Raw genomic sequence first — 23497 nt, 5'->3', positions numbered from 1 at the left:
ACTTTTGGGATTGATCCAATTCATCCTTGTTCATTTAAAAACAAAAAAAGCCCCGCTAAATAGCGGGGCTCTTATTATTATAGTATTAAAACTAATTGGAAATTACTTTACCAAGTTAATTTCAACCCTTCTGTTTTGTGTTCTACCAGCTCTAGTATTGTTAGTAGCGATTGGCTTATCCTCACCGTAACCTACAGCAGATAATCTAAACTCTTCAATACCTTTTTCTACCAAGAAAGATTTAACTGAAAGCGCTCTTGACTCAGATAATTTTTGGTTCAAGGAAGCACTACCTACACTGTCAGTATGACCTTCTACTGTAAATTTAGCAGTAGGATACTCTTTAAGGATAGTGATAATATCAACCATTACAGAAGTAGATTCTGCTTTGATAGAAGATTTACCAGTATCGAACAAGATTGTTCTAGCGTATTCGTTCAATTGCTTCTGAACTTCTTCAGTAACTTCAGGACAACCTTGGTTAGCTACAGTTCCGGCAACATCTGGACATTTATCATCTTTATCCAATACACCGTCACCATCTTTATCTTGGTAAGGACATCCTTTGTTAGCGGCAGGACCAGCTTCGTTAGGACAAGCATCATCTTTATCAGCAACACCGTCACCGTCAGCATCTGGACAACCAGCTAAAGCAGCAAGACCAGCTTCGTTAGGACAAGCATCATCTTTATCAGCAACACCGTCACCGTCAGCATCTGGACATCCGTTCATTTCTTTAGAACCAGCTTCGTTAGGACAAGCATCTTTGCTATCCTCTATACCGTCACCGTCAGCATCTGGACAACCGTTGAAAATCTCAAGACCAGCAACTTCTGGACAAGCATCATCCTTGTCGTAGATTCCGTCACCATCAGTATCAGTACCACCAAATTTGATAGCAATACCAGCCATATGTTGGAAATGCTTAGCTAAGTAATCTTCGAAAGCATGCTTGTAACTAGACTGTAATGTAAGACCGATGTTCTCAGTAAACCAAATGTTAAGTCCAACACCACCATTTACGGTACCAGCACCAACTTCGTCTATCCAAGTATAACCACCACCTATTTCGATAAAAGGATCGATTACTGTACTTTTCAAGAAATTATATTTAATTGTTCCATCAACAGCATAGTGAGACAAATCGTCAACGCTTGTATCACCCAATTTGTCAATACGGTTCAAAGAACCTCTTGCGCCAATTGAGAAGCCGCTACCTACGTACTTGGAAACTCCAACATAGGAAATGGATGGAAGTATGTTCCAGTGGTCTGTTGCATTAAAGAATTCATTCCCAAAGCTGCTGTAATCTTCGGTAGGGAAAACGTCGATTGCGTTAGCTCCGAAACTTACTTGCCATGGGTTATTCTCGTCTTGCGCTTGTACGTTGTTAAAACCTACAAAAAGTAAGGCAACAACCAATAATTTGCTAAGATGTTTCATGTTCAATTTTTTAAGTTTAAGTGTTTATTAGCTGCAAATGTAAGTTGTTAAAAATTATTAACAAAATCATTCTCTTAATTTTTTTAACGTATTTCATGCGAAAAAAGACGCATTTAAACGATATTTCATACTGTCCCTACCTTGGTGAAACAGTTATTGCATAACACAGCTCCAAAAAATCATTGACTATAAGACCTCGTAGGCAACTTCTTGCTTTAACTTTAAGTACCACAGAAAGAATAATCCGATAAGATAAGTAATTTATTGAGGCAGCAATTAGGTGGGTTTCCAACTTAATTGAACATCATATAATATGATTTTGCACCAATAATACGAGTATCCTATATAATTATTCCACAGCCAGCACCTTTAAACGACACTAATTCCTGTGCAGATCATGACCTTAATACCAACTAAATAAAGTCTAGCGTAATATCCTCATTGATATAGATAAGGATTTTGTTTTCAATTTCATAACCCATCGCTTCCAAAGCGCCTGCATAGGAATAGATTTGCTCATGGTACGCCGGATTCTTTTTCCCTGTCTTATAATCTATAATGGTTATCTTATTATCCTTAATGACCAGCCTGTCTGGACGAAGTACCTTTCCATTTTTGGTAAGGATGTCCTGTTCATTCTTTATTAGGTTTCCCTTTAGAAAGTAGGCGCCTAGCTTTGGATGGTCCGCAATGGCTTTTATCCTTTGCTTCATCACCTGGCTATCTTCATTGGAAAGATCGCCGTTTCTAATTAGCATATCAACGGCACCGTCAATATCTTCATTGGTCTCAATTAGTCCCATTACATAATGGAGTAAATTTCCCCTACTTAGTGCTGTTCCCCGCTGTGTGTCCCAAAGGGCACCGGCCTTTGTCAAGATTCTGAATTCGGGGCGTTCCTTATAAGTGTATAAATGGGTTATCTTTTCCTGATGTTCTCCTTGGCCGGAGGGTGCATCCTGCATTTCAAGATCTCCGAATCGATAACAGGTCTTCACCTCTTCCCAAAGCCCTTTTTCCTTTAAATAGTGAATAAACAATCCGGAATAGTAATTGGGTTTATGCTCTCCCTTTTGGGTAAGGTCTTTCTTGGAAATAACATAAAGACCCTTAACCGCCCTGGTCAAGGCTACATATAATAGGTTAAAGGCATCCAATTCCAATTTATGCTGTTCTTCATTATAAATTGTTTCCGCAACAGGACCATAGCCTGTTACTTCCTGTTTTTTGTTGATTAAAATCTCCTCAAAGCCCTTAAAGGAAATAGGGTTTACCGGCAGCCATAGTTTAGCATCCCTTTCTTCATATATATTGGTATTGGCAAAGGGGAAGATTACAATAGGAAACTCCAATCCCTTGGATTTATGTACGGTCATAATTTGAACGGCATCCACATTTTCGGGAGCGGTAATGCTTAAACTGTCCTTTTTCTTATCCCAATATGCCAAAAAGGCTTGGGTATTGGCCCCTTCCTTTTGTTCCACCTCCAAAACAACGTCCATGAAATAAGTTATATAGGCATCTGAATTGTCTGCCAATCCAAACTTTTTTATGGCATACTCCAAGCCATCGTAAACCGAGGATTGCCCAATAACATCCACATTAAAGCCGTAGGTTCCCATTAGCAGCTGGGATACCTTATTAATATTGGCGTTTATAAATTGATGCCTATTTTCAAGTTCTTCAGAAAGAAAACTCAGTATTTCATAACACCTTTCCAATTCCCTGGGCTGAAGGCTATAATGTAATAAATTAACCAGGAACCTTACCTTGGGGTTGCTATTTAATAACAAAGTTTCAGACGAAATGATGGGAATATTGCTCTGCATTAGAAAATCTGCCAACAGGATTCCATGTTTCTTCTTACGGGTAAGGATACAAACATCCTTTAGGGAATAGTTCTTTTGCAAGACCTCTTCCAAGGTCTTCATCACCATACTACAGTACTCCCCATCTTCCTCTTGGGATTCCTCAGCATCAATAAAGGAAAGTTGTACCAAACCTCCTTTTTTACTATTGTAGTGTTGATTGTTGCCTTCTACAAACAACTTATTATAAACGGTATTCTCCAAAAAGGGACTGGTAACCGTAAAAAAATCATTGTTAAATTTTATTACCTCTTCATGACTCCGGTAATTTGCAGGAAGATTTGCCGTGGATGGTGGAAATACAAACGGATTTTCCTTAAGATTGATAAGGTTCAGAAACTGTTCGGCCTTACCTCCTCTCCAGCGATATATGGCCTGTTTGGCATCGCCCACCAAAAGCAAGGAACCTATTTTTCCTTGATCATCCTGACTCTCCAATGCGTTTCCAATTAAAGGTATTAGGTTGTTCCATTGCATTTCGGATGTATCTTGAAATTCATCCACAAAATAATGACGGTACTTTTCCCCAATGCGTTCATAAATAAAAGGGGCCGGCTGATCCTTTATTTCTTTGGAAATAATACTATTAAAAGAGGATATAGGCAAAAGATCGCGCTCAAGTTCCAAGGTTTTAATTTCATGTTGAATGGCACTGAGGACTGTAAGGGGAACAATATTATTGTACCCGTTCTTAACCAAGGACAAGGCACTATTGTGGTCCTTAATCTCGTTGAACAGGCCAATAAACCTCGGATGTAGTCCGTCCAGAGTATCTTTAATTCCTTGGGGGCAGGTCTTTGTGTACAAAGGTTCGGTTTCAAAATTTTGTTTCCAGCCGGCATTGAAATCCATATTTAGATCTCCCGAAGCGATTTTGGCAATAAATTTTGGAAAATAGCTGGATTTGAAATTATTGAATTCCAAATCATTCTCGTCAATAATATTGAGTATTTCAGTTGCCCAAGCCACAATCTTTATCTCATGGGACTGTATTTGAAGTACCAATTCCTTTTTTAAATCCAAAAAATCATCGATACCCTTATCTTCAAGCTTTTTAAGGTGGGCCGCCTGATTTTCATTGAACAATAAGATTCCTATCTTTTGTAGGTCGAAGGCTATGTCCCAGCTTTTATCGTCGTCAATTTTTTCCAAGGCAAAATCAATTAACACTTTGGTCAATTGTGTATCGGCACCCGCCTTATTAATCAGTTTGGCAATGGCCTCATCCAGCAATAATTTGGTGTCCAGTACCACCTCAAAATTTTGGGGCAATTTTAGATCTTTCGCAAAGGTCCTTATTAGCCTATGGGTAAATTTATCAATGGTGGAAACATCAAAAAAAGCATAATTATGCAGAATTTCCTTCAGTACTTTTTTAGATCTATTTCGTAACGTCTTTGTATCGATCCCCAACTCTTGGGATATATCGGCCAACATGGAAGGAATTTCATAATTATCAGCCGTTTTGCCAAAGGCAAATAGACTGCCCAGAATTCGCTGTTTCATTTCGTTTACGGCCTTGTTGGTAAACGTAATGGCCAAAATGCTGCGATAGTTCTTATTAAAATCCGAAGAAAGGATAATTTTTAAATACTCTTTTGCAAGCGTATAGGTCTTGCCAGACCCAGCAGAGGCGTTATAGATTTTGTAAGGAGCGTCCTGCACAGTATTTTAGTCGCAAAATAAGCAATATTAAACAGTTCTTAACAAATTATTAGTTGAATTTCTATGATAAAACCGTAATTTTGGAAAACAACATTTTTTAACATAAAAACGAAAACATTATGGCTTTTGAATTACCTAAATTACCTTATGCGTACGACGCTTTGGAACCACATATTGATGCCAGAACCATGGAAATACATCACACCAAGCATCACAACGGGTATACTACCAATTTAAATAACGCTATTGAGGGAACAGATTTGGCAAAAAAATCCATTATGGATATTTTGACCAACTTGGACATGTCCAATGCCGCTGTAAGAAACAACGGAGGAGGATTCTATAACCACTCTTTGTTTTGGGAAATAATGTCACCAAATGGTGGTGGACAACCTACAGGTGAGCTTACCGATGCCATTAAATCCACTTTTGGTTCTTTCGAATCATTTAAGGATGCTTTTGCCAAAGCGGCAGCCACAAGATTCGGCTCTGGTTGGGCCTGGTTATGTGTTCATAAAGGAGGAAAACTGGAAATATGCTCCACTCCAAACCAGGACAATCCACTTATGCCCGGAACAGGCTGCGGCGGCTTTCCAATTTTGGGCTTGGATGTATGGGAGCATGCATATTACCTAAATTACCAAAATAGAAGACCAGACTACATCAACGCATTTTTTAATGTAGTTAATTGGGATAAGGTAGCAGCTTCCTATAAGGCCAATAAATAAGGCTTAAAATTAAGAAGGACTTCGGAAATTCTTGGTCAATAAGCAAAGGCTTCAATTGGCTTTAAGGAATATTTTCGGTTGCTTTTTTAAGGCAGTCCTAAACATAAATTAAAGTCTGCTCGTCAAATTTATGACGGGTGGACTTTTTTTGTATCCCAAAAAATAGAAAAGGGTGGAGAAGCCTCCACCCTTTTCGTCCCAAATCTTACCATAAACTTAACCTACTTATGCTATGGCGATACTAAAATACTGGTATTGTGAGAAATAACAAAAATAATTTTGACTTTTTATCTATGATTTTTTTCTATGATGGTCAACAATTATCGTTAAAAGTCACTGAAAAATGGTTAAAATACTGATTCTCAGCAATAAAAAAGGCGAAGCTAAGCTCCGCCTTTTTTCCCCAAATCTTACCATGAACTTAACCTACTTATGCTATGGTCCTCCAAAAGTAAACCAAAAGCAGTGGCGTAAAAAAGGTTTTAGATAAACGCCTCAATAATAGGTTAAAATACTTTTGGGATAGCCTTCTTGAGGGAAAGGCCTTGCAGATATGAAATATAAATTCTTAGCAGATCAGTTAAGATCAAGAATACGGGCAACCCTTTCCTGTAATACAGGTATCACATCCTGCCCGAACCACGGATTTTTAGATTGCCAAAACCTATTCCTAGGAGATGGATGTGGCAAAGGAAAGTATTTCGGTAAAAACTCCTGATAGCTTTTTACGGTTTCCGTCAAGGTTCCTTTAGCGGTCTTTCCAAGATAATAATCTTGGGAATAGGTACCAATTAGAATAATTAGTTCCAAGCTCGGCATACATGATAATAAGGCGTTATGCCATAAGGGGGCACATTCCGGTCTAGGGGGCAAGTCCCCGCCTTTTCCTCTGCCAGGATAGCAAAAGCCCATTGGCACCAGTGCTATTTTACTTTCATCATAAAAAACGGAATCCAAAATATTGAGCCATTTTCTAAGCTGCCTACCGCTTGGATCATCCCAAGGAACTCCAGTTTGGTGCACCTTGGTTCCCGGTGCCTGGCCAATGATAACAATCTTGGCATTGGGATGCGCTTTAACCACGGGTCTGGGACCCAAGGGTAAATGGGACTTACATACTTGGCAACTTCTTATTTCCGATAATAATCGTTCCATTATTTTTTACCCGCCACCACAATAACGATCTCTCCTTTGGGTGGATTGTCTGTATAATGTTGCAAGACCTCCTTTACCGTACCCCTTATAGTCTCCTCATACATTTTTGACAACTCCCGCGAAACGGAAACCAATCTATCCGAACCAAAATAGGCTTCAAAATGGGTCAAGGTCTTTACCAATTTATGGGGCGATTCGTAAAATATAATCGTTCTCGGCTCTTCGGCCAATAAAGTCAATCTGGTCTGTCTCCCCTTTTTCACGGGCAAGAAGCCCTCAAAAACAAATTTATCGTTGGGCAGACCACTATTTACCAAGGCAGGCACAAAAGCGGTAGCACCAGGTAGGCAGTCTACTTCTATCTTATTTTCTACACAGGCACGGGTAAGCAAAAAACCAGGGTCTGAAATGGCAGGGGTTCCTGCATCCGATATCAATGCCACATTCTCTCCGGATTGCAAGCGCCTTACAACACCTTCCACCGTTTTATGCTCATTGTGCATATGGTGACTTTGCATAGGAGTGGCTATATTGTAATGGTGCAATAATTTTCCACTGGTACGGGTATCCTCTGCTAAAATAAGATCCACTTCCTTTAGCACCCTGATAGCGCGCAATGTAATATCCTCTAAGTTACCTATAGGAGTAGGTACTATATATAATTTCCCCATTAATTCTATTAAACACCAGCTTTCAGTTCTATGGCCAGTGGAAAGTGACCAATTTAACGAAAATCAAGAATAATGATTATCATTATTGTCCCTAAAAATTCATTACGCAAATTTGCGAGCAATTACGTTCATAAATCTTTGTTCGTATTCTTCTTTTCCCTCCCAATTGTTATAATCCGGTTTTACCATGTTCGCAATAAATGAAATAGATCGTTCCTCGCTACCTATGGTACTTAACTGGGACAACACCCTGTTGTAATCTTCCATATTGTTGTTGAAGAGATGCTTTACAAATGCTAGGCGATCGTTCAAATCTACTTTCAGTACTTTTTTAGGACTATTTTCCACAGATTGGGCAGTCCCGACCGCTTTAACCGTTTTCACCTCCTTGGGCATAAATAGGTCCTTATCGTTTTTAATCAGATCCGGTTTGTTGGTAAATTGGGATAAAACCTCGTCGATTGTAGTGGCTCCGGGCATCTCCGATACCATATCCTTTATGGTATCGATACCAGGAATAATTATATCCTCTTCGTGCGGATTACTTTCCGGTACCGAAGAATTTGCGCTTAATACGGAGTTGGCCATAGTTTCAAATTTTGCCGCAATGGCATTCTTGGAAACATCTATCTCCACCTCATTCAATTTTTCCTCAATATATTTAAGAACTGCCAACTTTTCATATAATTCCCTGGCAGTTTCATATAAGGCCGAGTAATCGTTTAAATTTCTCGAAGTTATTATTTCAGTTGATAATTTTCTCAATTCCTCTTTTAGTCTCTTTTTCATCTGAATATATTTTAAAATTAGTAGGGGCCCAATTAGGGCACCAATATAGCAATTCCTTTCAGGTAATAAATAGGTGGTAAAAGAACAAGCAATCAAGATTACCAACTTTTACCAACATTAATACCAGAAGGATTATTTTTTTAATAATTTTATGCCTCCTAATATAAAACGGAAAACAAATTACTTTCGTCTAAAATTACAAAATGTTTCTCGAAAATACTGTTAACCCTAAAGAACAATTCGGTTGGATCGAAGTAATCTGCGGTTCCATGTTCTCTGGAAAGACCGAGGAACTTATCCGAAGGTTGAAAAGAGCCAAATTTGCCAAGCAAAAAGTAGAAATTTTCAAGCCTATGGTAGATAAAAGGTACCACGAGGAAATGGTAGTCTCCCACGATGCCAATGAAATTAGATCTACCCCGGTTCCGGCAGCTGCCAATATTCGACTTTTGGCAGATGACTGTGATGTGGTAGGGATTGATGAGGCCCAATTCTTCGATGACGAAATTGTTACCGTATGCAATGATCTGGCCAACAAGGGCATCCGAGTGGTAGTGGCAGGACTGGACATGGATTTCAAGGGCAATCCGTTTGGACCTATGCCCGCCTTGATGGCCACGGCCGAATACGTCACAAAAGTTCACGCTGTTTGTACACGAACCGGCAATCTTGCCAATTATAGTTTTAGAAAGGCCAACAACAATAAGTTGGTTTTTCTGGGAGAAACTGAAGAATATGAACCCCTTAGTAGAGCCGCGTACTACAAAGCCATGTTAAAAGAAAAAGTGAGTGCCATAGAAGTTACATCCGAGGAAGTTTTGCCTCCTCAAAAAAAATCGAATGACTAAGGTCGGAGAAACCGTTCTGGAAATAGACCTTAGGGCCCTGGAACACAATTATCATTATTTAAGATCCAAGATCGATCCGGAAACTAAATTTCTTGGAGTAGTGAAGGCGTTCGCCTATGGAAGCGATTCCATTGCCATTGCCAAAAAACTGGAATCCCTTGGCGCAGATTATTTGGCCGTAGCTTATACTTCAGAAGGAGTAGCCTTAAGGAATGCCGAAATTAAATTGCCCATCCTGGTGCTGCATCCCCAAGAGGTAAGTTTTGCCACGATGATAGAAAAATGCCTGGAGCCAAGTCTATATTCCCGTACGATTCTCTCCTCCTTTGTAAAAATGGCCAAAGACCTAGGCCAAATGGATTACCCTGTACATTTAAAATTCAACACCGGTCTAAACAGATTGGGGCTTGGTGAAAAGGATATAGATTTTATTTTAACATCGCTTGAAGGTGCAGAACAGATAAAAATCAGCTCCCTTTTTTCCCATTTAGCCGCCTCCGAGGATTTGAATGAAAAGGATTTTACGATTTCCCAGATTAGGCAATTCGAAAAAATAAGCTCGGCCTTAATCTCTAAAATAAAGTACAGTCCCAAAAGGCATATGTTGAATACCTCAGGAATAATCAATTACCCGGAGGCGCAGTACGATATGGTAAGAAGCGGTATTGGCCTTTATGGTTATGGAAACGAAGCCGCCGAGGACGAAAAGTTAATACCTGTCGCCACCCTTAAAACCATAATATCACAGATCCATAGGATAGAGCCTAATGAAAGTGTAGGTTATAATAGAGCGTTTGTTTCCAATACTTCCAAGGTAACGGCAACCCTACCCTTAGGCCATGCAGACGGAATTGGCAGACAATATGGAAACCGTATAGGTCAGGTATCCGTGCACGGCAAATTGGCCCCAATTATCGGCAATGTTTGCATGGATATGATTATGGTGGATATTACGGGAATTGACTGTAAGGAAGGCGACGAGGTTATTGTTTTTGGCCAGGAACATAGTGCCGAAGATCTAGCATCTTCCGCCCAAACTATAACCTATGAGCTTCTCACCGGAATTTCGCAGCGAGTGAAACGCGTTTATATGGATTAGGGCTTAAAAATTATTTTATCCCAGGTGGTTAAAACCCCAATTTAAAAGATATTTTCACTATCCCAAACATTTTTATTTTAACATTTTGTTAAGACGTCTATTTAAGTTAAATTGCAGTTAGTATTAATCAAATAAAACACTAATTATGTTAAAAGAATTTAAGGATTTTATTATGACCGGCAATGTCATTGATTTGGCGGTTGCTGTACTGTTGGCAGGAGCTGCAGGCTTGGTTGTCAGTGGATTTGTCAACGATATCATGATGCCTATTGTAGGCTATTTCACTGGAGGGGTAGATTTCTCCGATATGCAATTTGTACTTTCAGAGGCAATTGTGGCCGCAGACGGAACGGTTGAAAAACCTGCTAGTGCTATACGTTATGGCGCGTGGATAAATTCAATTATTAACTTAATTATTGTTGGTTTTGTTTTGTTCATGATTGTAAAAGCCTACAACAAAACTAAAAAACCTAAGGAGGAAGCTCCTGCAGCACCTAAAGGCCCAAGTCAAGAGGAGCTTTTGACCCAGATCAGGGATTTACTAAAAAAATAATTTTTTATAAAAAATTATGTGCTTTGGCTTAAAATCAAAGTACAGCCGCTACACTACCAACTAACCAACTAAAACCGTCAGCTAGGATTCGCTATCCAAGTTGACGGTTCTTTTTTGCATTACTGTTATTTTTATAACAATTTGTTATATTTTTAATATATTCTATTTTATGTATTGTTTAATACCCTATATTCAGTACATTTGCCAACTGAAATTTTAATTTAATCGTAATGAAAGTAGCTGTAGTTGGTGCAACAGGAATGGTTGGGGAAGTAATGCTAAAAGTATTGGCAGAACGTAACTTTCCAGTAACCGAATTATTGGTAGTGGCCTCAGAAAGATCTGTAGGCAAGAAGTTAAGCTTCCAAGGCAAGGAGTATACCTTAATTGGGTTGGAAACTGCGGTTGCCGCCAAACCGGACGTTGCCATTTTTTCAGCCGGAGGTGATACTTCCTTGGAATGGGCACCAAAATTTGCCGCTGTTGGTACCACGGTAATAGACAATTCTTCAGCTTGGCGTATGGATCCCACCAAAAAATTGGTGGTTCCCGAAATAAACGCCTCAGAATTGACCAAGGAGGATAAGATTATAGCAAATCCAAACTGTTCCACAATACAGATGGTATTGGCACTTTCTTCCCTACATAAAAAATACAAGATGAAAAGGGTGGTTGTTTCTACCTACCAGTCGGTTTCCGGAACAGGCGTAAAAGCTGTTCAGCAGTTGGAAAACGAGATTGCAGGAATAAAGGGAGAAATGGCATATCCTTATCCTATCGGAAAAAATGCATTGCCCCATTGCGATGTATTCTTGGATAATGGATATACCAAGGAAGAAATGAAGCTGGCCAAAGAGCCACAAAAAATATTCAACGACAATTCATTCTCCGTGACTGCAACAGCGGTTCGTATCCCAACTGCAGGAGGGCACTCGGAGTCGGTCAATGTGGAATTTGAAAATGATTTTGAACTTTCGGAAGTTAGAAGGTTGTTGAGTGAAACTCCAGGAATCGTTGTTCAAGACAATACAGACACCAATACCTACCCAATGCCGATTTATGCACATGGCAAGGATGATGTATTTGTAGGGCGTATTAGAAGGGACGAAACACAACCCAATACTTTGAACATGTGGATAGTTGCTGATAACCTAAGAAAAGGAGCAGCCACGAACGCAGTACAGATTGCTGAATATTTGGTTCAAAACCAACTAGTATAATAGAATTTTATTGACAATACCCTTCAATCCCAAAACAAAATAAGGAGAGCAGGGAAAGATGTTAAAACCTTTGTAACCACCATTTACAAAGGTTTTTTTTATGTTATTTTTGGCTTAAGAAGATCCATTAATGAAGACATTAATATTGATCCCACTAGCTGGATTAGTGATATTAGCCTGTGAGACCAAAAAAAAAGATACTATTATTTTGAATTATCCGATCACAAAAAAAGTTGATTCCGTAGACACGTATTTCGGGACAAAAATAAGCGACCCCTTTCGTTGGCTGGAAGATGACCGAAGCCCCGAAACCGAAAATTGGGTTAAGATACAAAATGAGACCACATTTAATTATTTGGACAAAATTCCATTCAGAAAAGCGCTAAAAGAACGTTTGGAACAATTATGGAATTTCGAAAAGTTGGGATCTCCGTTCAAAGAAGATGATTACATCTATTTTTTTAAGAACGATGGCTTACAAAATCAGAATGTATTGTACCGTAAAAAAGGAGAGGAGGGACAGGCTGAAGTATTTCTGGATCCAAATTCCTTTTCGGAAGATGCCACCACCTCATTGGCAGGAATAAATTTTTCCAAGGACGGTTCCATAGCTGCCTATTCCATATCCGAAGGGGGTAGCGATTGGCGAAAAGTAATTGTGATCAATGCCGAAAATAAGTCGATTGTTGAAGATACTCTGGTAGACATTAAATTTAGTGGAGTTTCCTGGAAGGGAAACGAAGGCTTCTTTTACTCCAGTTACGACAAACCTGAGGGAAGTGAACTATCTGCCAAAACCGACCAACATAAACTTTATTATCACAAACTGGGAACTCCCCAAAAGAGTGATGAGGTGGTCTTTGGTGGTACTCCAATTGAAAAACATAGGTATGTTGGGGGGTACGTAACCGAGGACGACAGGTATCTCATAATTTCGGCCGCTGTTTCTACCTCCGGGAACAAATTATTCATAAAAGACTTGACCCAGCCAGAAAGCCAACTGATGACTATATTGGATAGTACAGACAGCGATAGCCAAATCATAGACAATGTGGGGTCCAAACTATTCATTTTGACCAATAGAAATGCACCCAATAAAAAAGTTGTTTCTGTGGATGCACAAAATCCAACTCCAGAACATTGGATAGATTTAATTCCAGAAACACAAAATGTACTTTCTGTTGGTACCGGCGGGGGTTATTTCTTTGCGGAGTATATGGTAGACGCCATTTCCAAGGTGTACCAATATGACAACCAAGGCAAAATGTTACGCGAAATAATACTTCCTGGGCTTGGAAGTGCCGGTGGCTTCGGTGGAAAAAAGAAGGAAACGGAACTTTATTTCACTTTTACCAATTACAATAGCCCGGAATCCATTTATAGATTGGATATAAAAACAGGAGATTATACAGTTTATTGGAAACCGCAAATAGATTTCAACCCAGAAGATTACGTGTCCACACAAGTCTTTTATCCTACCAAGGACGGTACTAAAATACCAATGATGATTACCCATAAAAAAGGATTGCAGTTAAATGGCCAAAATCCGACCATTCTATATGGCTATGGGGGCTTTAACATAAGCCTTACTCCGACTTTTAGTGTTGTAAATGCAGTATGGATGGAGCAAGGTGGTATCTATGCCGTACCCAACCTCAGGGGAGGAGGTGAATATGGCAAACAATGGCATGATGCCGGCATTAAAACCCAAAAACAGAACGTCTTTGACGATTTTATAGCTGCCGCCGAATACTTAATAGCCAAAAAATATACCTCATCGGACTATTTGGCCATTAAGGGAGGTTCCAATGGTGGGCTCCTAGTGGGCGCTACCATGACCCAAAGGCCGGATTTAATGAAGGTGGCCCTGCCTGCTGTAGGCGTTTTGGATATGCTACGGTATCATACATTTACCGCCGGTGCTGGTTGGGCCTATGATTATGGGACTGCTGAAGACAACTTGGAGATGTTTAATTATCTCAAGGGCTATTCCCCTGTACACAATATCAGGAAAGGCGTAGAATATCCAGCCACCTTGATTACCACAGGCGATCATGACGACAGGGTGGTACCGGCGCATAGTTTTAAGTTCGCTGCGTCATTGCAGGATAAACAAACGGGTGGCAACCCTACCTTAATACGAATAGAAGTGAATGCCGGCCATGGAGCTGGAACTCCTGTAAGCAAGACCATTGAGCAAAATGTGGATATTTTCGGATTTACCTTGTTCAATATGGGCTTTAAGGAACTCCCTAACAAGGCAGTTTTAAAAGATTTTAAGGATTAGTTTAAAAAAAATCGATAATTTTGTTTTAGAGTCCATTTCTTTTAGAAGTGGACTTTTTTTATCCCCTCTAGGTACACATATAGTTTTAGCCCATGTTACAAGTAAATTCCCTTTCGTTCGCTTATGATAAAAAACCGGTACTTACCGATATCAACTTTAAGGTAAGCAACGGAGAACATATCTCTATTGTAGGTGAAAGCGGCTGTGGCAAAAGCACCCTGCTCAAAATTATTTACGGCCTTTTACAGCCTCAGCAAGGCTCCATATTCTGGGGAAAAAAACAGGTAATGGGCCCTGATTTTAATCTGGTGCCAGGGGAGTCCTACATGAAATACCTTTCCCAGGATTTTGATTTAATGCCCTTCACCACTGTGGCCGAAAACGTAAGTCAGTTTCTATCTGTTTTTTATCCAGAGGAATTAAAGGCGAGAACCACCGAGTTATTGGAAATGATAGATATGTTATCTTTTGCCAAGGTAAAGGTTAAAAACCTAAGCGGAGGGCAACAGCAGAGGGTTGCTTTGGCCAGGGTTTTGGCACAAAAACCAGAATTGCTTTTGTTGGATGAGCCCTTCGGACATATAGACAATTTTAGAAAGAATCAACTGAGAAGAAATCTCTTTGACTATTTAAAGAAAGAGGGAATTAGCTGTATCACCGCTACCCATGACCACCAAGATATTTTACCCTATGCCAATAGGATCATAGTTCTAAAGGATCAGGCAATAAAGGCCAATGCCAATACCAGAGATCTGTATAACAACCCGAAAAATATTTATACAGCCAGCTTGTTCGGGGAAGCCAACCTAATACCCATAAATATTATAAAATCTTATGGAGATTTGGAGCGGGAAATTATTGTTTATGCCCATGAATTTAGAGTTTCAAACAAAAAAGGAATTCCGGTAACGGTAGAAAAATGCTATTTTATGGGCAGTCATTTTTTGGTTGAAGCAATATCAGGGGATCAAAGAATACGGTTCAATTCCGAGGAAACTCTAACCCCTGGCAAAAAGGTATTTCTAAATATTGCCTTGGAAACCATAAGCCAACGTCTAAAACCATAACAAACCATTGAATAGGGAAGGCATCATACAAGAGCTAAAATTCAAAGCAGTGCGGAGCAGTGGTGCCGGGGGACAACATGTAAATAAAGTTTCCTCCAAAGTGGAACTGACCTTTGATCTGGAAAACTCCATGGCTTTGACCGATTTTGAAAAAAACCGACTTCTCAAAAAACTGTCGCCCAAGTTAAGCAAGGAAAACATGCTTCTAATGCAATGCGAGGAAACCCGCAGTCAGCACAAAAACAAAGAACTGGTCATTAAAAAATTCCTTGAAACCCTCGAAGCCAATTTGGTGGTCCCAAAAAGAAGAAGAAAAACCAAACCCACTAGATCGGCCATTGAAAAAAGATTAAAGGTCAAAAAAAGGGCTGCCCTCAAAAAATTAAATAGAGGCAAACCCAAGTTGGATTAATCCGCCTGCAATTACCTAAACTTCTCTTCCCCGAAAATGGCTACGGCACGGACAGGAGATCCTGTACCTCCCCGGATCCTCAAAGGCAATCCAATAAATCTAAAGCGTCCGCGACCAATTAAAAGTTGTAAATTAATCATATTTTCATAGTGGGTAAAACCCATCTCCCCACAAATATGATGTACTTCCTTATTGGATACCCCAGGAATTCCTGGTGACATCATCTCTACCCCAAAGGCAGAAATCTCCTGTTCTCCCAACCAACGCGCCGCAGCAGCACTTAGTCCTGGTCCACGTCCCCAGTTGGCACTACCGTAGGTTCTTCTATAGTGATCTGTGTAGATCAAGACCGTGTCTCCTTTCTTAATAGCCATATTGCCGTTGGTACAAGCCAATACCAAATCTGCCGGTTCTATTAATTCCATTGGCCCTTTGTGAGACAAATCCAAACAAATTCCCTCTGTATAGAACATAGAAAGCGGCATAGTGTCTATGGACTGACCCCTAAATTCACGTGCCATATGACTTAGGGAATCCACGTGTGTCCCAGTATGTTCGCTCATCTCCAATTTGTAGACACTTGGGGATACCGTGTTGGCATCGGTAATTCCGTCCCATTCTTCGTGGGAGGCATACATTTCCATTCCTACTTCAGGAAGGCTTTTATATACGGGCATCCCTGAAAATATTTCTTGGCTTAGATCAATAATTTCCACCATAATAAGAAGATTATACCTTTTAAACCTAATACTTCCCTCTGCAGCTTTAGCAACTACTCAATTTGCTGTATTACAATTTTCCTAGAATTAAAAACAACCACATCACCCACTACTTTGCCCAATAGCAATTTCCCTATAGGTGTATTGGGCGCAATGGCATAATATGATACCCCGTCCAACTTCAATTCCCCTGCGCTGATCCCCATATAATAATTTTGTTGGTCGGTAATTACCAAACTACCCAATCCCACCGTAGAAGACCTCGTGTGTGGAGGTATCTTTTTAAACAACTCCTGTAACAACTGTGCTTCCGCTAACTGATTGCCCAATTTTTCGCGCTCCAATTGAATCATGGCCCTTCCAGTTTCATGTTTGTCGCCAGCACTACTTTTGGTCTCGGAGGTCAAAGCTTCTTGTAGGGAATCGATGTTGCTGGTAATGCGCACCAACCTATTCTCTATAAATGATTTACAAAACTCGTATAACCGTTGTTTTACCGAAGAATCCATTCAGAATGTGTTATTAAATTTTTACGGCATTGGGCCATGATAACTTTAAATCTAATTTAGCAAATTAGCCAATTCCCTACCTACCAAACTACCAATAGCAATTCCCATACCGCCCATTCTTACCCCACAGAACACATTATTGGCAAGTTGTTTTACAATAGGTTTCTTATGATTTCCTATCCCCATAATACCGCTCCATCTTAGGTCTATTTCAAAGGGTGTGTTGGGTAAAATTACTGTTTGCAATATATTCTCCAGCCTGTTCTGGATCAAAGAGGTCTCGCCAAAGGAGGTGGTTTCCTCCCCTTTAAAATCGAGATTTCTCCCTCCTCCCAATAGGATTCGATTATCTATGTTCCTAAAATAATAGTAGCCTTCATCCAAATGAAAAGTACCTTTTATGGAAAGATTTTCAATGGGCTTGGTAATCAACACCTGAGCTCGGGCGGGTTTCACCGTTTCCCCTATTAATTGGGAAGCAAAACCATTGGTGGCAACGAACAGTTTGTTGGTCTTAAATTCGAATTGCTCGGTTTTAACAACAACATGATCTATATTTTCTTGGTAACTATCCACGCCAATGGCATTCAGGATGGTCACCCCACTGTTCTGCACCTTGGCCAGCAAGCTTTTCATCATTTTACCCGTATTGATCTGCCCTTCGAACGGATTTGTAACATAATTTTTCTGAACCCCATTAAAATTAAAGGTATTGGGATGCACTAGAAAAGCGTCTGTGCCAAATACTGGCCTCAATAAAGTATTTACCCTATCCAAATTGTCCAAACAATCTTCATATAGATCCGCCTGCTCCTTTAAAAAAACCTCATGCCCCCCACAGTGGTTTTGATATTCCATTGGTTTATCGCCAAGATTTTCCCTTAGCAATTGTATTCCCTCCCAGCGTTTTAGAACCAATTGGCGGACTTCCTCTTCGGGGTGATTTTTTAAGTCGGACAAAACCTCTGAAACACTGCCAAAACATGCGAATCCTGCATTTTTAGTACTGGCCCCTTGTGGGAATTGACCTCTTTCCAAGACCAATATCTTTGCTTTGGGATATTGTTTCTTTAAATGTAAGGCGCAATTTAAGCCTACAATTCCACTGCCAACAATGGTAAAATCGATGTTGGATAACCAGGTTTTATATTCCCAATAACTTAGGTTCATACAGGGCAGGTGCTTTTATGATCAAAGTAACAAAAGAGGACTAAAGGTATTATTAATTTAGATATGAATAATTAATGGTGAAGGGTTCATTCAATAATCCTATAAACTAAAAAAGCGGATTAAACTGTTGGTTGACCACCAGTTTAATCCGCCTCATCCATGAAATAATTATATTATTAAAATCCGATTATTCCGCTGGTTGTGGTGCCATTACAAAGTCTTCCATAAACTTTGTGGTATAGTTCCCCGCTAAATAATCGGGGTGATCCATTAGCTGTCTATGAAAGGGAATGGTTGTTTTAATACCTTCAATAACGAATTCATCCAATGCCCGTTTCATTTTATTAATGGCCTCTTCCCTTGTTTGGGCCGTTGTAATCAACTTTGCAATCATGGAATCATAATTGGGCGGAATGGTATAACCACTATAAACATGGGTATCCAAACGTATCCCATGCCCTCCTGGGGTATGTAAGGTGGTTATCTTGCCAGGAGAAGGTCTAAATCCGTTGTAGGGATCCTCCGCATTTATTCTACATTCAATAGAATGCAGCTTTGGAAGATAATTTTTCCCTGAGATCGGCACCCCACCGGCAACTAGAATTTGCTCCCTTATAAGGTCATAATCTATTACCTGTTCTGTTATGGGATGTTCTACCTGGATCCTTGTATTCATTTCCATAAAATAGAAATTCCGGTGTTTGTCCACTAGGAATTCTATTGTACCAGCTCCTTCATATTTAATATATTCTGCCGCTTTTACTGCCGCTTTCCCCATATCATCCCTCAACTTATCTGTCATGAACGGTGAAGGCGTCTCTTCTGTTAATTTTTGGTGGCGACGTTGAATAGAGCAATCCCTTTCCGAAAGGTGACAGGCTTTACCATATTGGTCCCCTACGATCTGGATTTCTATATGACGAGGTTCCTCGATCAACTTTTCCATATACATGCCTCCATTGCCAAAAGCTGCCGTGGCCTCTTTTACAGCACTGTCAAAAAGATCCTCCATCTTTTCCTCGGACATTACGGCACGCATTCCTTTACCGCCACCCCCTGCGGTAGCTTTGATCATAACGGGATAACCCATCTTTTTGGCCACTTTTTTAGCATCGGCCACATCCTTAAGCAAACCCTCTGAACCGGGAACACAAGGTACTCCGGCCTTTTTCATAGTCTCCTTCGCCGTGGCCTTATCCCCCATCTTGTCTATGTGGTCTCCCGTAGCCCCAATAAATTTGATATCGTGCTCAGCACATATTCTAGAAAATTTGGAGTTTTCGGAAAGAAAACCATATCCTGGGTGAATGGCATCGGCGTTGGTAATTTCGGCCGCTGCAATAATATTCGGTATTTTTAGATAAGATTCGCTACTTGGGGCAGGACCTATGCAAACGGCTTCGTCCGCAAAACGTACATGTAGGCTTTCCTCATCCGCTTTAGAATATACCGCTACCGTTTTTATACCCATTTCCTTACAGGTCCTAATAATACGTAGCGCTATTTCTCCCCTATTTGCAATAAGTATTTTCTTAAACATCTTTTGAAATTTTAAATTTTGTATTCTAAATTTTAAATGATTCGAAATGACCATATAAAATCATCATCCGACATTTAGCATTTAAAACTTCTTATGATGGATCTACCAAAAATAAAGGCTGATCAAATTCTACAGGTGAACTATCATCTACAAGAACTTTCACGATTGTACCGGAAACTTCGGATTCAATATCATTAAACAATTTCATTGCTTCTATGACACAAAGCACATCACCTTTACCAATAGTATCCCCTACCTCAACAAAAGACGGTTTATCAGGTGAGGGTTTTCTATAAAAAGTACCAATTATAGGCGATTTTATGGTTATATATTTTGAATTTTCATCAGCTTCCTTTTTCATCTCCACTTCAACAGAAGGAGCGCTTGCAGGGGCTGCAGCCATTTGTTGTGGCATATGGCCTCCCATAGGAATTTGCTGTACATAAGTTGGTTCTGCAGTATGACCAGCTGCACCGGTTCGGATGGTGATCTTTATATCTTCCATCTCCAATTTCACTTCACTAGCCCCAGATTTGGCGACAAATTTAATTAAGCTTTGAATTTCTTTAATATCCATAGAGTTCGTATTAGTTTATAGGTTGCGACAAATTTATGAATTGTATGCCCATTTTAAATATATGGAGCCCCAGGTGAAACCACCACCAAAGGCTGCAAAAACCAAATTGTCACCTTTCTTAAGCTGGCTTTCATAGTCGCTCAATAAAAGTGGCAGCGTTGCGGAAGTGGTATTTCCGTACCTCTGTATATTCATCATCACCTTGGAATCGTCCAGCCCCATTCTATTGGAAGTGGCATCGATAATTCTTTTGTTGGCCTGATGTGGTATTAACCAATCAACATCCTCGTGCGTCAAATTATTTCTCTCCATAATCTTGGCGGCGGAATCGGCCATATTGGTAACCGCAAATTTAAAGACCGACTTCCCATCCTGGTAAATAAAATGTTGACGGTTTTTAACAGTTTCCTCAGAAGCAGGAAGCAAGGAGCCCCCGGCATCCATTTTAAGGAAATTTCTTCCTACGCCATCCGACCTTAAATATTCGTCCTGAAGACCTAGACCTTCGTTATTTGGTTCAAAAAGCGCCGCGCCGGCACCATCCCCAAAAATAATACAAGTGGTTCTATCGGTATAGTCTATAATAGAGGACATTTTATCGGCCCCGATAAGCAATACCTTTTTATATCGCCCGGATTCTATATAACTGGCAGCCGTGGACATTCCATATAAAAAACTGGAACATGCAGCTTGCAAATCATACGCGAAGGCGTTGGTGGCTCCAATTTCCGAAGCCACATAGGCTGCAGTTGCAGCAACCAGCATATCCGGAGTTGCAGTTGCAACAATAATCAGTTCGATCTCCTTGGGATCTAATTTTCGTTTTTCCAGAAGTTGCTCCGCAGCTTTTATGGCAAGATAGGATGTTCCTAGACCCTCACCCTTTAAGATTCTCCTTTCCTTGATACCTGTCCTGGTCGTAATCCATTCATCATTAGTATCTACCAAAGTTTCCAAAATCTTATTCGTCATTACAAAGTCTGGCACATAAGACCCTACAGCAGTAATTGCAGCTGTTGTTTTGCTCATCTAAATTTGATTTTTATCAATAAACCTCCAAAAACAATTGAAAATTTGTGAAAATTAGTGATTTTATATGACTTTAAGTCCAAAAAAACCTTGTTTTTGAAATTTACATCGCCTTCATAAAAAAACTCCCACTCTTAAGAAGTGGGAGTCCAAATTATATTGTTCTAGCCTAAATTATGCTACTGCTTCTTCAGTTTTGTCAATCAAAACCTCTCCACGGTAGTATAATTTACCTTCATGCCAATGAGCTCTGTGAAACAAATGCATTTCTCCAGTAGTTGGATCTTGTGCTACAGTAGGAGCTACCGCCTTATAATGCGTTCTTCTCTTGTCTCTTCTGGTTTTGGAAATTTTTCTTTTAGGATGTGCCATTATGAAACTTATTTATCCGTTAATAATTTTTTTAAAGCGTCCCACCGGGGATCGATATCTTCTTTGTTTTCCTTTGTATCTTTTGGTTGGAGTTCTTCCAGCTTGTCCAACACCTCTGATTGTAAAGTGCCGTCCAACACCCCAGGGTGAACCTTTTTAAGCGGTACCGACAATACCAACATTTCATAAACGTACTGTGCAATATTGATTTGGTATTCACTGTGTGGAATAATCAATATTTCATCATTGTCGTTGTTGTACTCATCACCAAACTTAACAACCAATTCCAAATCGGCTTTGATTTTTTGATCATAAGGTTCGCTGGTGAGGTCACAATTAACATTTACTGTTCCCCGTGCCTTCATTTCCAACTCCATCATGGTACTCATTTTATTCAGGGTAACGTCTAATTTAATATTCGCACCGTTGAACTCATCATACTCAAAAGACTCAAAGAACTTATTCTCAATTGTGTACTCAAACTCGTGTTTTCCCTGTTTCAGTCCCGAAAAAGGAATAATAAACTCCTTATGCTGCATCATGATCCACACTGGTTTTAACGTACCCGCCGCAATAAAGGCGGGTGCAAAGATACTATTATTTTGTAAAAAGCCAACAAATAGAACGAAATAAATATATTCCTATTAAATTTACCTAATTCAATGATCCAATGCCGAATAGCTTCCCAATAATATGGCAAAACTATCCCTGCCTTTTTAGCTTATGTTTTCTTAAAGGATTCCCTGTTAATTCCTTATATTCCTGTCTATTTTTAAATATATGGAGGGCCATAAATACAGCCTCCTTAAAGGAACTATTGTCCGCAACCCCTTTCCCTGCAATTTCATAGGCTGTTCCGTGGTCCGGGGAAGTACGCACTTTATTAAGGCCTGCGGTAAAGTTTACCCCTTTACCAAAGGACAAGGTTTTAAAAGGTATAAGTCCCTGGTCATGATAGGCCGCCAAAATAGCATCGAAATTCTTGTAATTGTCAGACCCAAAAAAGCTATCTGCCGAATAAGGCCCAAATACCAAATGTCCCTTTTCCGCCATTTCCTTGATAACTGGCCTTAAAACCTCGTCATCTTCTTTTCCTATTACACCATTATCACCACTATGGGGATTAATTCCCAAAAGCGCGATTTTAGGTTTCCTAATACCAAAATCCATCTTTAAGGAGTTGGAAATAGTGGCAATTTTAGAGCGTATCAATTGTGGTGTAATGCTAGCCGCAACATCCTTTACAGCAACATGATCTGTAAGCAAGCCCACCCTTAAACCATCTGTCACCATAAACATTAGACTTTCTCCTTCCAATTCCTTGGCCAAATAGTCCGTATGCCCTGGAAATTTAAAATCCTCGGCCTGTATGTTGTTCTTATTAATCGGTGCCGTAACCAAAACGTCTATCTCGTTATTCTTTAGGGCCGCTACTGCCGCCTTTAAAGACTGAATGGCATATTTTCCGCTCTCAGGGGTTGGCTCCCCAAAATTAACAACAGGAGTTTCCTTCCATACATTCACCACATTTATCTTTCCGTCAATTGCTTTGGAGGCTTCGTGGATGCCATTATAGTTTATTTCCAATCCCAACTCCGATTTTTGGTGGGAGATAGTTTTATTGGATGCAAAAATAACCGGTGTGCAGAAATCCAACATCCGGGAATCTTCAAATGTCTTAAGCACCACTTCGCACCCAATTCCATTTAAATCCCCAATGGATATCCCCAATTTTATATTTCCAGTTCCCTGCATTTTGTCTTTTCGTTTAATATG

Annotated in this window: 22 protein-coding genes; 8 read left to right on the top strand and 14 right to left on the bottom strand. The window is 39.9% G+C overall.

The genetic code is table 11. The features are described 5' to 3' along the window. Positions 1 to 102: 102 nt before the first annotated feature. On the bottom strand, positions 103 to 1443 hold the full coding sequence (locus KO529_RS18640) for an OmpA family protein (RefSeq protein ID WP_215949376.1): 1341 nt from the start codon (positions 1441 to 1443) through the stop codon (positions 103 to 105). Between the two features lie 413 nt (positions 1444 to 1856). Then, a complete protein-coding gene (locus KO529_RS23685; protein WP_215949375.1) occupies positions 1857 to 4976 on the bottom strand; it encodes a UvrD-helicase domain-containing protein in 3120 nt (1039 codons plus the stop codon). Between the two features lie 119 nt (positions 4977 to 5095). Between KO529_RS23685 and KO529_RS18630 the strand changes: the two genes are divergently transcribed. Further along, the gene (locus KO529_RS18630; RefSeq protein WP_215949374.1) at positions 5096 to 5704 is read left to right on the top strand and encodes a superoxide dismutase; all 609 of its coding nucleotides are present in this window, start codon (positions 5096 to 5098) and stop codon (positions 5702 to 5704) included. Positions 5705 to 6280: 576 nt separating this feature from the next. On the opposite strand, the gene KO529_RS18625 is transcribed toward KO529_RS18630, so the two are convergent. From KO529_RS18625 to KO529_RS18615, 3 genes are all read right to left on the bottom strand, one after another. Beyond that, positions 6281 to 6859 (bottom strand): uracil-DNA glycosylase family protein, encoded by a 579-nt coding sequence (locus tag KO529_RS18625; protein ID WP_215949373.1) that lies wholly within the window; start codon positions 6857 to 6859, stop codon positions 6281 to 6283. Then, positions 6859 to 7530, bottom strand: a complete 672-nt coding sequence (rsmI, locus tag KO529_RS18620) for a 16S rRNA (cytidine(1402)-2'-O)-methyltransferase (RefSeq protein WP_215949372.1) — start codon at positions 7528 to 7530, stop codon at positions 6859 to 6861. Before rsmI ends, KO529_RS18625 begins: the two co-directional genes overlap by 1 nt. Before the next feature lie 102 nt (positions 7531 to 7632). Next, positions 7633 to 8319 (bottom strand): hypothetical protein, encoded by a 687-nt coding sequence (locus tag KO529_RS18615; RefSeq protein ID WP_215949371.1) that lies wholly within the window; start codon positions 8317 to 8319, stop codon positions 7633 to 7635. 203 nt (positions 8320 to 8522) lie between these two features. Between KO529_RS18615 and KO529_RS18610 the strand changes: the two genes are divergently transcribed. The 7 genes from KO529_RS18610 (at position 8523) to arfB (ending at position 15805) form a co-directional block, all read left to right on the top strand. Further along, a complete protein-coding gene (locus tag KO529_RS18610; RefSeq protein ID WP_031445927.1) occupies positions 8523 to 9167 on the top strand; it encodes a thymidine kinase in 645 nt (214 codons plus the stop codon). Continuing rightward, positions 9160 to 10266 carry an alanine racemase gene (gene alr / locus KO529_RS18605; RefSeq protein WP_215949370.1) on the top strand — a complete coding sequence of 369 codons (1107 nt, stop codon included), beginning with the start codon at positions 9160 to 9162 and terminating at the stop codon, positions 10264 to 10266. The genes KO529_RS18610 and alr overlap by 8 nt, the downstream gene beginning before the upstream one ends. A gap of 145 nt (positions 10267 to 10411) precedes the next feature. Then, a complete protein-coding gene (gene mscL / locus KO529_RS18600) occupies positions 10412 to 10819 on the top strand; it encodes a large-conductance mechanosensitive channel protein MscL (RefSeq protein ID WP_215949369.1) in 408 nt (135 codons plus the stop codon). A 230-nt stretch (positions 10820 to 11049) separates the two neighbouring features. Next, positions 11050 to 12039, top strand: coding sequence for an aspartate-semialdehyde dehydrogenase (locus tag KO529_RS18595; protein ID WP_215949368.1), 990 nt, complete (start codon positions 11050 to 11052; stop codon positions 12037 to 12039). Positions 12040 to 12169: 130 nt separating this feature from the next. Beyond that, a complete protein-coding gene (locus tag KO529_RS18590; protein WP_215949367.1) occupies positions 12170 to 14326 on the top strand; it encodes a prolyl oligopeptidase family serine peptidase in 2157 nt (718 codons plus the stop codon). A gap of 92 nt (positions 14327 to 14418) precedes the next feature. Then, positions 14419 to 15393, top strand: coding sequence for a sulfate/molybdate ABC transporter ATP-binding protein (locus KO529_RS18585; protein WP_215949366.1), 975 nt, complete (start codon positions 14419 to 14421; stop codon positions 15391 to 15393). Positions 15394 to 15400: 7 nt separating this feature from the next. Next, positions 15401 to 15805: an alternative ribosome rescue aminoacyl-tRNA hydrolase ArfB gene (gene arfB / locus KO529_RS18580; RefSeq protein ID WP_215949365.1), complete on the top strand. Its 405-nt coding sequence runs from the start codon at positions 15401 to 15403 to the stop codon at positions 15803 to 15805. An 11-nt stretch (positions 15806 to 15816) separates the two neighbouring features. Here arfB and KO529_RS18575 read toward each other — a convergent pair whose 3' ends face one another. From KO529_RS18575 to pdxA, 9 genes are all read right to left on the bottom strand, one after another. Beyond that, a complete protein-coding gene (locus KO529_RS18575; protein ID WP_215949364.1) occupies positions 15817 to 16524 on the bottom strand; it encodes a cyclase family protein in 708 nt (235 codons plus the stop codon). Between the two features lie 53 nt (positions 16525 to 16577). Continuing rightward, positions 16578 to 17033 carry a 3-oxoacyl-ACP synthase gene (locus KO529_RS18570; RefSeq protein ID WP_215949363.1) on the bottom strand — a complete coding sequence of 152 codons (456 nt, stop codon included), beginning with the start codon at positions 17031 to 17033 and terminating at the stop codon, positions 16578 to 16580. A gap of 51 nt (positions 17034 to 17084) precedes the next feature. Continuing rightward, a complete protein-coding gene (locus KO529_RS18565) occupies positions 17085 to 18203 on the bottom strand; it encodes an NAD(P)/FAD-dependent oxidoreductase (RefSeq protein ID WP_215949362.1) in 1119 nt (372 codons plus the stop codon). Between the two features lie 187 nt (positions 18204 to 18390). Continuing rightward, positions 18391 to 19743 (bottom strand): acetyl-CoA carboxylase biotin carboxylase subunit, encoded by a 1353-nt coding sequence (gene accC / locus KO529_RS18560; protein WP_215949361.1) that lies wholly within the window; start codon positions 19741 to 19743, stop codon positions 18391 to 18393. 91 nt (positions 19744 to 19834) lie between these two features. Next, the gene (accB, locus tag KO529_RS18555) at positions 19835 to 20320 is read right to left on the bottom strand and encodes an acetyl-CoA carboxylase biotin carboxyl carrier protein (protein WP_215949360.1); all 486 of its coding nucleotides are present in this window, start codon (positions 20318 to 20320) and stop codon (positions 19835 to 19837) included. A 33-nt stretch (positions 20321 to 20353) separates the two neighbouring features. Continuing rightward, entirely contained in the window at positions 20354 to 21349 is a 996-nt protein-coding gene (locus KO529_RS18550) for a beta-ketoacyl-ACP synthase III (protein ID WP_215949359.1), read from the bottom strand. A 174-nt stretch (positions 21350 to 21523) separates the two neighbouring features. Next, entirely contained in the window at positions 21524 to 21721 is a 198-nt protein-coding gene (gene rpmF / locus KO529_RS18545) for a 50S ribosomal protein L32 (RefSeq protein ID WP_031445940.1), read from the bottom strand. Positions 21722 to 21729: 8 nt separating this feature from the next. After that, on the bottom strand, positions 21730 to 22263 hold the full coding sequence (locus KO529_RS18540) for a YceD family protein (RefSeq protein WP_215949358.1): 534 nt from the start codon (positions 22261 to 22263) through the stop codon (positions 21730 to 21732). Positions 22264 to 22423: 160 nt separating this feature from the next. After that, positions 22424 to 23476, bottom strand: coding sequence for a 4-hydroxythreonine-4-phosphate dehydrogenase PdxA (gene pdxA, locus KO529_RS18535; protein ID WP_215949357.1), 1053 nt, complete (start codon positions 23474 to 23476; stop codon positions 22424 to 22426). Positions 23477 to 23497 lie beyond the last annotated feature (21 nt).

The organism is Arenibacter algicola, from assembly GCF_018860365.1.
In the GTDB taxonomy this organism is placed as follows: domain Bacteria; phylum Bacteroidota; class Bacteroidia; order Flavobacteriales; family Flavobacteriaceae; genus Arenibacter; species Arenibacter algicola_B.
This window is presented reverse-complemented; position numbering and strand designations above follow the sequence as displayed.